This is a genomic window from Cupriavidus sp. 05T313, from assembly GCF_056396665.1.
The window spans coordinates 1-10,283 of the sequence record NZ_JBFTLX010000344.1 but is presented as its reverse complement, the minus strand read 5'-3'; the positions used below and the strand labels follow the sequence as shown (position 1 = coordinate 10,283).

The following is a 10,283-nucleotide window of genomic DNA, read 5'->3' as shown; positions in this document are numbered from 1 at the left end:
GCCAGGGTTGGCATGGCTTGGGTCTCCTGAGCGGGTGCGGTTTGCGCGGTAGCGGATAGGGCCGGCATGGCCGTGGCAATGCCATAAAGCAGCGTCAGGCAAACACGCCATGACCGGGTTTGGCGTCGATGTCTTGGCTCCATGCGGTGTCGGTTCCTTTTGATTTGGATTGGTTGAGCAACGCGATATTGCGCGCTGTGGCGATTTCAGATTCGTCCGCACGGGACACAATCGTCGGCACGACTTTGCAACACAGCATCTTGCCGCCGCAGTCGACGTATCCCCCATTGGGGTACTGTGTTCTGCCATACCCCACATCGTTCAAGCGTCCGCGTTGACGTACGTTGGCTTGAAGCGGGGGCGTCGCCTGCAGTGCGGTGGAAACGTACATCAGGCTCCGGYGCGACCAGTAATCCTGCATGGCGTGGTCTTCCGGCCGGGTAGGCGGGTTCGCTACATCGTCACCGCTGGCGTTGATCGTGCCGGGATGCCAGAGGCCGAGGTAGTGGCCGATTTCGTGGGCAATGGCCTGTATGACTTCCGGTGCAGCCTGTTGGAAGCCGCCAGCCATCTTCTCGCCAACCACCAGCGCGGTGTTGCAGGCCCCCCATCCGATGCCAATCCCGCTCATGGTTCGGACCAGGTACATATTGAGCTTGCCGCTTAGCCGATTGACGCTGGTTATTTCATCGAACTCGGCAGCATTCATTTCACCGGCCTTTGTGAGCCGGATGTTCTCGTCGAGCCAGCCTTCGATCTCGTATTGGATGCCGGCCGCGCGCCAGATGTCGTTGACCTTGTCGAACAGGTTCCAGATATCGTGACGGGTCAGGCCTGGGCCAACCGGCGCAATGGCAGGATTGTCCTTCTGGCCGATGGTCATGGCGTGCACGACCACGGCGACCCAGATAGGGTTGTAGACTTCCACATAGAGGCGATGCAGGAGCGGGCCACCAGCGTTGCTATAGCGAACCTCAATGGTGGCCTTCCTGGGCTTCTCCCTATCACCGCCGTTGACTCCAGTCAGTTGCACGATATCGCCCGATGGCGTGCCAACCGTCACCACGCTTTCATCCGTGCTCTTGACGGACAATGGCACATTCTTGAACAAGTGCAGGCGTTGCAGGTAGATCTGAATGGTCTGTCCATTCGTCAGGCTGACCACCGGGCCGGGCCTGCCATCGACATAGCCGCGGTCATCCAGTTCCGGGTATTTCGGATCGAATCTGTTGTAGTTCTCGCGCACGAAGCGCACCGGCACGAAGCGGTGTCCTTCGTAGATCTCCCGCGCGAGTGGCTGCGACTTGCCTGGCTGCGGCTTGCCCTTGGCCGGCTGGGGTGGCGGTACGGCGCACGGTGTCATCGTGTCCGGCGGGGCGCTGCCGCCGCCTGCCRCCAGCCGGGCCACGAAATCGGGATGAAACTGCCTGGTGGTGGAGCTTGCGATGTCGGTGTGAAAGCCATATTTCCGGCCCGGATCGATCTTGCCATCGGCACCCACTTCGTGACGCTCGATTTCCCCGTCCGGCATGAGGCCGTTGTCCACCTGGAAGCGAAGAATGGCGTCCTCGATTTCAAGATGATCCAGCTTGTCGTTGGGCGTCTGGGGTTCCACTCGTGTGTTCGGTGGTACATAACAGTACGGCTTGTCGTAATAGCCCAGGATCATCAGGCGGCGTTTCGCGCCCTGGATGCTCATCGTCGTCCGGCCGTCGGTCGCTTCGTCGGCGCTGTAGTCGCGCGGTTGCAGGTGAATGGTTGTCCCCAGGATTTCCAGTTCTCCGGTCAACCCCGGCCGCAATCCCGGCAGCAGGATCTGGCCGTTGGGTTCGGTCTGGCTCTCGATGTCTGGCCGGCCGGGAATGCGCAGCTTGTAGAAGATGCCAGCCAGTGCGCGCTCGGACACTTTGCCGCTCATGCCGGGGTAGGTCTGGAAGTAAATCCGCAGGGGCCGCAGCGGCAGCCCCACCTGACAAACTGCGCCGCCGGGCTTCAGTGTCAGCGTGGGGAGCGGGGCCGCGGTCTTGGCGGGCTGGGAAGGATGGGTCGCCATGGTGTCCTTACAGGAGTTCGATTTTCAGGGGTTCGCCGAATTCGGCCAGACGCAGCGCGGTTTCGCCATCGGCGTTGGTTACGCCTTCGATGACGCTGCCATCGGCGCGCGTGATGCGATAGGGCTGGTAGGGCGCTGGCTGGTTGGCGTCTTCCCAGTGCAGCTTGTAGAAGCCGGAGTAGCCCTTGCCGAAGCTGGGCATGGGCGTGGTGCGGGTCTTGGGGCCGGTGAGCAAGCGGCTGCCCGCGTGGACCGCCCAGGACCCGCTGGTGCCGCTTTCGATGGAGCTGGGCGTCATGCGGTAGTACGTGCCGCCTACGTTGAAGACGATCTCCTCGGCGGCGGTGATCTCTACTTTCTTCTCGGTGCTGGTGATGCGCAGCGTGTCGCGCGACACCATCTCCATCTCATTGTTCTGCGCCTGCGCGATGAATTTGCCCTTGCGCGCGATCAGCTTGACATCCTCTGTGTGGCCGCACAACGAAACGCCCTTACCCGCGCTGCCGACGATGCTGGCGCCGCTGGAGAGGGAGAGATGCTTGCCGGTGGTCAGCGCTGTGTGGTCGCCGCTGTGCAGGTGCGTGGTCTTGGCGGTCGTGCTGGCGATGCCTGCCGGGCTTGCCACTATCAGCATTGGTTCGCTCAGTTCCCCAAGGGGGTCGCCTGTGCCCCGGATAACCTGGTTTTGCGCCGCGATGGCCTCGGCTACATCCTCCTGTTCATTGGTTTGCGCGAGGGCCGCGATGCTGGCCTCCAGCACATTGCGCGCTTCGCCCAGTGCCTGTTCCAGCCGCTGGATCGTTTCGCGCATCGCCAACGCATGGCCCTCTGCCTTGCGCCGGGCCTCGGTAGTGATCAGCATGCCGTCCGAACGGATGGCGCCCTTGCCATCGGTGCGCAACTCGAACCCTTCGCCGCGCTTGTCCTTGCGCCCCTCGGCGTCCTTTACCCGCACGTTGTGGCCCAGCGCCAGCAAGCTGTTCTGGTAGGCCGAGGCTACCTGGACCTGTTGTTGATCCTGGGTATCGTCATAGAGTGTGTGGTTGCGGCCCTCGCCAAACAGCTCCTTGCTCCGATAGCCGGATAGGGCATGCTGGCCGGGCAGGTTCCAGGGCGGCAGGTTCAGGCGGTTGTTCACCCGCCCGACAATGATCGGCAGGTCCGGGTCGCCTCCCATGAATTCCACCAGCACTTCCTGGCCGATGCGCGGCACGTGCGTGCTGCCGAACTGGTCGCCCGAGGCATAGTCGGCCACGCGAATCCAGCAGGAACTGTTCGCGTCGTCTTTGCCATAGCGGTCCCACGGGAACTGGACGCGGACCCGCCCCACGTCATCGCACCAGATGGCCTGGTTCTCGGGGCCGACGACCCTGGCGCTGTGATAGCCGCCCACCTTGGGCTTTTCCACGCGCTCTGGGCGGAAGATCTCATTGCTGGGCTGCGCTTCGAATTCGACCTCGCAGCGCCATTGCTGGCCGCTGCCGGAGACTTCCCCCACGTCCTCGATCCACAGGCGCGCGGCATAGATCAGGAATTCGCGGTTCGCCTTGCGCCGCATGAACCGCTTGAGTGTGAACATGCAGCCCGGCACCATCGCGCGCACGTTGCCCTTGCCCCGCACCCGGTAGCCGTGCTGGCGCATCGCTTCCATGCGGATGCGTGCGAGCATGTCGCCTTCCTGCCAGGCATCGCTGCCGGTCTTGGGTTGGGTGAAGTCGCCCGGCCACACATACCGTTCCTGCATCGGGTGGCTGGTGTCGCGCGGATCTTTGCTGGTGACGTTCAGATCGGCACGCGGCTGGTTGAAGTCGTAGTCGCCGTGCGTCCACTTGCCCGACACCAGCCGGTCGTGGATTTCGAAGGCGTGCAGGTGTTCCTTATCCACGCGATCCGAAGAGGGATACCAACTGATCGTGTGATAGGCGGCGCTGGGGAATTTGCGAAAGGCGCCGTTGCCATCGGTCAACACCATGCGGTGATGGCCATCTGCGTGTTCCCAATGGAAGTTGATTCCAAATTCGCTGAGGATGCGACAGAGAAACCGGTAGTCCGTTTCACCGAACTGCCACTGACATTCGCGCCGAGGGTACTCGATGCCGAACAGGCGCCGCTCGACCGGGAAGGTGTAATCCGACAGCACTTTCTCGGCGATTTCAATCACCGTCATGTTCTGGAACGACTTGTAATCGGTGGTCTGTGTGGCGAGCCAAAGCCAGGGGCGCAGCGTCATGCGGTAGACGACGTGCTGGTTCTCATAGATGGGGCCGTACAGGTCGGTGACGATGCCGGTGATTTCGCGCGTGCCCTTGCCGACGCCACCTTCAGGGCCTGACCCGGCGCCGTCCAGTTCAATTTCAACCGTCAGTTCCTGCCCCTGCATGGCTTCCATGTMCAGTTCGGCGGCAGGGCCATACAGGGCATTGCGTGCATCCGGGGTCTTGAGTTCCAGTTCGTAGGCGAACAGGCTGTTGATGCTTTCGGTGCCAGACAGCTTGGAGAACACCAGCATCGGCTGGCCAAGCAAAGTGGGCATGCCCGCACCGGTGACGCGGACGGTGCGGGAGGAAAACGACGGCAAGCGATGACCCATGCAAAACACTCCGTGAGAGATTGGAACTCGGTGGCTTGCGCATGGCGGCTGCCACGCGGTTCGGCCAGTCCAGGCGCAGTGACTCAGGGTGATGCTAAATAGGTGCGCTTAGCGAGTAAATCGGACGCGTCCGAATTCGCTATCGAAGTCAAATGCAAAGCGGAATGAGTTACGGCTGATATCACGCTCATTTCGGATGGCGCGACCAGCCTGGCGCAAGAGGCAATACCCGCGCTAGCGCGTTTGCAAATTGCTTACATTGCGTGGCGCGCAAACGACGCGGTCAGGTACTGCTGTCTGGTGCATGTCCGGCCATCCTTGCGCGTTGCGTGCCGGGCTTCTAGGAGGGCCAGAAGTTATCCGGATGAGGACTGCTACCTGATCGCCGGTGCGCACGGATCGCTAGCCGTGCAGACCATGCGACTCAAGACCTGCGCGCGCGACAAAGACCGCTCATGGTTAAAGCCATTCCAGGCCAGCGTGGCCGGATTGGTGCACGAGGACCCGCTCGAACGGCAGCTCGCGCATTTCTGCGACGTGATCCACGGCACGGCGAAGCCTCTTGCCACCGTGCATGATGGGCTGCAGAATCTGCGTGTCGCCGAGGCCATCGCCGAGGCTGCGCGCACAGGCTGCATCGTCGGGACGGTGGAGGCCTGAGCCGTGCATCCGCCAGCAAGGCGGCACCGATCGGAAGACCGGCAAGAACACCTGGGAAAGAGGAAACAACATGCAATCCGTACTCGTCATCAACGGCCCCAACCTGAACCTGTTGGGCACGCGCGAGCCGCAGATCTATGGCTCGACCACGCTGGCGGACGTCGAGGCGGCCCTGAAGCAGCAGGCCGCCGGAATGGGCTTGTCGCTGGACTGCTTCCAGAGCAACCACGAAGGCGCCATCGTCGACCGCATCCACGCGGCGCGCACCGAGGGCGTCAGCTACATCCTGATCAATCCCGGCGCGTTCACGCACACCAGCGTGGCGATCCGCGACGCCTTCGCCGGCGTGGCGATTCCCTTCGTGGAGGTGCATATCTCGAATGTGCACAAGCGCGAGGCGTTGCCGGGCCGCGCCTCGCGCCGTCATGCGTTTCAGTGAGCGGGGGACTGGCCCTCGATCGCGCCAGGGACTGCGCGCGGCGCCATGAAGTACATCCAGGCCAGCGCGAGGAAATACGCGCAGGGAATCATGGTGAACAGCACCGAGTAGTTGTTGTGCGTCCTGGTCAGCACGTAGCCGACGAGCTGGGTCATGAACATGCCGCCGACGGCGCCCATCATGCCGCCGAAGCCGAACACGGAGCTGATGACTTCCTTGGGCGTGTAGTCCATCACCATGCTCCAGATGTTCGCGGTCCAGGCCTGGTGCGCGCCAATGGCGATCGAGATCGCGGCCACCGCCATCCACAGGCTGCTGGCGCCGGCGGCGAACACGATCATGGTGATGCAGGCGGCGAAGAGCAGCATCGACAGCAGCCGTGCCTTCACCGGCGCCATGCCCCGGCCGATCAACAGCGACGACAGCGCGCCGCCGCCAACGCTGCCGAGATCGGCGGCGAGGTAGATGACGATCAGCGGAATGCCCATCTGCGTCACGTTGATGCCGAGGTTGTACTGCTGGTTGAGAAACGGCGGCAGCCAGTAGAGATAGAACCAGAATACGGGGGCCGTGATGGTGTAGGCCAGCGCGAAGGCCCAGGTGCCGCGCATGCGCAGGATGCGCGAGTACGGCACCTTCTGCGGCGCGGGTTCCACGCCTTGCTGTACGTAGCGCAGCTCGCCCTGGCTGACGCGCGGGTGCTGCTCGGGATCGTAGTAGTTGCGCACCCAGAACACCACCCAGATGAGGCCGAGCGCGCCGATGCAGAAGAAGGCGGCCTGCCAGCCCCAGGCCACGAGGATCAGCGGCAGCATGACCGGCGCGACCATGGCCCCGACGTTGGTGCCGGCATTGAACAGGCCCGTGGCCACGGCACGCTCGCCCGCCGGAAACCACAGCCGCGTGGTCTTGACGCAGGCGGGATAGTTGGCGGCTTCGGTCAGGCCCAGGAAGAAGCGGCAAACCATGAAGCCAACGGCCGACACCGCCAGGCCGTGCGCGCCGGCGGCGACGCTCCACAGCAGCACCGCGATCAGGAACGCGCGCTTCACGCCGACCTTGTCGATAAAGCGCCCCTGCGCCCCAAAGCCCACGGCATAGCCAACCTGGAACCAGAAGTTGATATTGGCGTAGTCCTGGGCTGTCCAGTTCATGGCCTTGGCCAGTACCGGCTGCATCACGCCCAGCGCCGCACGGTCGATGTAGTTCAGCGTGGTGGCGAAGAACACCAGGGCCAGCATGCCCCAGCGCATGCGCCCGACGGCGAAGGCCGAGCGTATCTTGTCGCCAATCGTGCCATGCACGGCGAGTGGCGTGACAAGGTCCTTATGTGTCGTAGTCATGGGGGTGTCTCCGGGAATTTCCATTCTGTCTTGCGCCCTTGCCGTGGCATGGCGTCTGTGCTTTTGCGGCAGCGTACCCGCTGCGTGGCCGGCGAGCGCGCCGCTCAATAGGCGATCCTGGCCACGGCGCGTAACGCATCGGCCGTTGCCGTGCCGAAGCCGAAGAATTCCAGGTAGGCCGGAATCATTTCGAACAGCATGTCGGTGCCGACCTGGACCTTGCAGCCGCGCGCGATGGCCGCGCGCAGCAAGGGCGTGTATTCGGATTTCATCACCACCTCGCCAACCCATGCCTGCGGATCGATGCGCGATACGTCGAAGGGCAGGGGATCCGTCTCGTTCATGCCCAGCGGCGTGGCGTTGACCACCACTTCGTAGCCGGCGGGGTCGTTGGCGCCCACGCTGACCTGCAGGCTCGGATAGTGCGACTGCAGGCGTGCCGCCAGCGCTTGCGCGGAGGCTTCGCGCGCGTCGAACAGCCCCAGCCGCGCCACTCCGGCGGCAGCCAGCGACGCGGCGATGGCCGAACCGACGCCGCCGCAGCCCGAGACCAGCACGCTGGCGCCCTCCAGCCGGCAGCCCTTGCGCTGGATGCCGCGCACGAATCCGGCGCCATCGAACTGGTCGCCCAGCAAGGTGCCATCCTCGCGCAGCAGCACGGCGTTGCAGGCGCCGGCGATGCGCGCGGTCGGGGTGAGCGCGTCCACCAGTTCCATGGTGGTGACCTTGTGCGGCATGGTGATCAGCGCGCCGCGGATATTGGTCAGCCGGAACAGCGCGCGGAATCCGCTCGCGAAGTCCTCCGCTTTCAGGCCCATGGGCACCACCACGGCATTGATGCCGCGCTGTTCGAACCACGGGTTGTAGATCATCGGCGCCTTGAATGACTCGGTGGGGTAGCCGATATGGGCGATGAGAGTGGTCTTGCCGTTGATCATGATGTAGGCCGGGTTCGATGTGGATAGCCGAAGCTTAGAGGCTCAAGTGGCTTGTTCCAAGAGATTCAATCGGCACAATGCGCGATAGATGGACGAATGCGCGCGATTATAGGTCGAAATTCGGGTTTGCCCCCGGTGCTCCACCTACCCGGACAGAGCGGCAAGGCGAGATAAGGGTTTACGCCAGTTTCGTGCGTTCATCGTTCGCCGGTGCACGAATAATGTGGCGGGCCGGGGCTGTTGCCATTGTTGGCTGCGGGGGCGGCGGCTACGCTTCGGCTGCCGCCGCGCCCACCCGGTTCGGCGCGCGCGGGTCTTGCGGCCGGGCTAGAGCGAAGCCGGGGCCCTTGCTATGATGAGTGACGCCACACCCGCAGCCACCACGGATTCCATAAAGGAGCAGAGACATGAGCCTGTCGGCAGACGCTTTTTCCCCGCGCGGCGACGATTTCCAGCCTTGGGAGAATCCGCTGGGCATCATGGGTTATGAGTTCATCGAATTCGCGTCTCCCGACCCCGTGGCGCTCGGGCGTACCTTCGAGCGGTTCGGCTTCCATGCCATTGCCCAGCACCGGCACAAGAACGTGAAGCTGTTCCGGCAAGGCGAGATGAACTTCATCGTCGACGCGGAGCCGGATTCCTTCGCCACCCGCTATGCGTCCGAATACGGCCTGTCGATCTGTGCGGTCGGCATTCGCGTGAACGATGCGGCAACGGCCTTCGCGCGCGCGATCGATGCGGGCGCATGGCCGTTCGAGGGCGGGACGGTGGGGCCCATGGAACTGAACATTCCCGCCATCCAGGGCATCGGCCAGTCCATCATCTACTTCATCGACCGCTGGCGCGGCAAGGAAGGCCGGCCCGGCGACGTAGGCGACATCTCCATCTACGACGTCGATTTCCGCTCGCTGGCCCATGCGGCTTCGGACGCCGCCGCGTCCACCGCAGCCGGCCTCACCCGCGTGGACCATCTGACGCAGGCGGTCGATCCGGGCCACCTGGAAGAGTGGCTCGATTTCTACCGCAACGTGCTCGGGTTTCGCGAGATCCACGAAGTCAACGCCGGCTGGCATGTCGCCAGCGATTCACGCGTACTGCTTTCGCCATGCGGTCTGATCCGCATCCCGATCTACGAGAAGGGCACGCAGCGGCACGACCAGATGGAGCACTACCTGTCCGGCCATCACGGCGAGGGTATCCAGCATATTGCGCTGGCGACCGACGACCTCGTGGCCAGCGCGGCCGCGCTGGAGCGCAACGGCGTGCGTTTCGTCGAGCCGCCACCAGCCTATTACGACACCGTCGATGCGCGCGTGCCTGGCCACGGGCTGGATCTGGCCGCGTTGCGGCGCTATGGCATCCTGGTGGATGGCGCGCAGCGCGACGACGGGACGCGCGAGCGCTTCCTGCAAGCCTTCGCCCGGCGCGAGGCCGGCGAATTCTTCTTCGAGATCGTCCAGCGCGACGGCTACCACGGTTTCGGCGAGGGCAACCTGCCGGCGCTGGAAGCGGCCATGGCCCGCGCGCCCAGGTCGCCGGCCTGACCGGCCTGCGGATGGCCGCGCAGTGCCAGCTGCCACGCCAGGCCGCCAACGGCGATGCCGCACTGGCTTGACGGCACGGACCTGCTCGCGGATAGTGCGGTTCGCGGCATCCCGTGCTCAGCGCGGCGCCGGTGTCGTCCCAGCTTTTTCCTCCCTTGTTTCAGGCCGTGCAGCCGCGGCCCTCGCGTTCGCCGTCACCATGAATCTTCGCCCTCCCGCTGTCTTTCCGGCATGCCCAACCCTTGCCCGGCTGATGCTGGCGCCGGCCCTGGCACTTTGCCTCGGCTTGCCCGCGTGCTCCCGGCACGACACCTCGCCCGAGGCGGCCGGCGCCTCGTCCGCCGAGGCCAGGCCGGCCTCCGCGGCGGTTGCGCAGGCCGACAGCCTCAAGCGCGAGGCCCTGATCCGGCTCGCCTTTCCCGGCTGGCGCGACGACGACAAGGGCCGCGTGGTGCGCGCCCGTTTGCCGGACCAGGAGTACAAGGGCAAGGGCGAGGCGCCGCTGGTGGAGGACACCATCGACGTCAAGCCGATCCAGGTAATCCGGCTGGATGACATCCACGCCGTGATGCTGACCGAAGGCGTGACCGTGGATGAAGGCGGCACGCGCAACGATAGCCACGCCGCGGGCGCCTGGCTGGGTGCGTATTTTTTCACGCGCAACGGTGAAGCCTGGCAACTGGACCGGCGCGTCGACGGCTATGACTACACCCACC

7 protein-coding genes and 1 pseudogene are annotated in these 10,283 nt (G+C 64.3%); 4 read left to right on the top strand and 4 right to left on the bottom strand.

The genetic code is table 11. From position 1 onward, the window contains the following. Positions 1-94 precede the first annotated feature (94 nt). Both AC1DKD_RS38215 and AC1DKD_RS38210 read right to left on the bottom strand, forming a co-directional pair. Positions 95-2,053, bottom strand: a complete 1,959-nt coding sequence (locus AC1DKD_RS38215) for a zinc metalloprotease (protein WP_477144483.1) — start codon at positions 2,051-2,053, stop codon at positions 95-97. A gap of 7 nt (positions 2,054-2,060) precedes the next feature. Beyond that, the gene (locus tag AC1DKD_RS38210; RefSeq protein WP_477144482.1) at positions 2,061-4,643 is read right to left on the bottom strand and encodes a type VI secretion system Vgr family protein; all 2,583 of its coding nucleotides are present in this window, start codon (positions 4,641-4,643) and stop codon (positions 2,061-2,063) included. A gap of 300 nt (positions 4,644-4,943) precedes the next feature. Between AC1DKD_RS38210 and AC1DKD_RS38205 the strand changes: the two genes are divergently transcribed. Together AC1DKD_RS38205 and AC1DKD_RS38200 are read left to right on the top strand one after the other, a co-directional pair. Then, positions 4,944-5,303, top strand: a complete 360-nt coding sequence (locus AC1DKD_RS38205) for a Gfo/Idh/MocA family oxidoreductase (RefSeq protein ID WP_441637389.1) — start codon at positions 4,944-4,946, stop codon at positions 5,301-5,303. Between the two features lie 70 nt (positions 5,304-5,373). Further along, positions 5,374-5,700: pseudogene (locus AC1DKD_RS38200) on the top strand (type II 3-dehydroquinate dehydratase); the annotation flags it as partial. Positions 5,701-5,735: 35 nt separating this feature from the next. Here the strand turns inward: AC1DKD_RS38200 and AC1DKD_RS38195 are convergent. After that, positions 5,736-7,085, bottom strand: a complete 1,350-nt coding sequence (locus tag AC1DKD_RS38195) for an MFS transporter (RefSeq protein ID WP_441636801.1) — start codon at positions 7,083-7,085, stop codon at positions 5,736-5,738. Between the two features lie 104 nt (positions 7,086-7,189). Beyond that, entirely contained in the window at positions 7,190-8,023 is an 834-nt protein-coding gene (locus tag AC1DKD_RS38190) for a shikimate dehydrogenase family protein (protein WP_441636803.1), read from the bottom strand. A gap of 407 nt (positions 8,024-8,430) precedes the next feature. On the opposite strand from AC1DKD_RS38190, the gene AC1DKD_RS38185 reads away from it, so the two are divergent. Both AC1DKD_RS38185 and AC1DKD_RS38180 read left to right on the top strand, forming a co-directional pair. Next, positions 8,431-9,567, top strand: a complete 1,137-nt coding sequence (locus tag AC1DKD_RS38185; protein ID WP_441636805.1) for a 4-hydroxyphenylpyruvate dioxygenase family protein — start codon at positions 8,431-8,433, stop codon at positions 9,565-9,567. 199 nt (positions 9,568-9,766) lie between these two features. Next, a partial coding sequence (locus AC1DKD_RS38180; protein WP_477144481.1) for a hypothetical protein occupies positions 9,767-10,283 on the top strand: 517 nt, incomplete at its 3' end.

Excerpts from the sequence above, each read along its gene's own strand:
- AC1DKD_RS38190 (WP_441636803.1), bottom strand. The coding sequence starts at position 8,023 with ATGATCAACGGCAAGACCACTCTCATCGCCCATATCGGCTACCCCACC.
- AC1DKD_RS38195 (WP_441636801.1), bottom strand. The coding sequence starts at position 7,085 with ATGACTACGACACATAAGGACCTTGTCACGCCACTCGCCGTGCATGGC.
- AC1DKD_RS38185 (WP_441636805.1), top strand. The coding sequence starts at position 8,431 with ATGAGCCTGTCGGCAGACGCTTTTTCCCCGCGCGGCGACGATTTCCAG.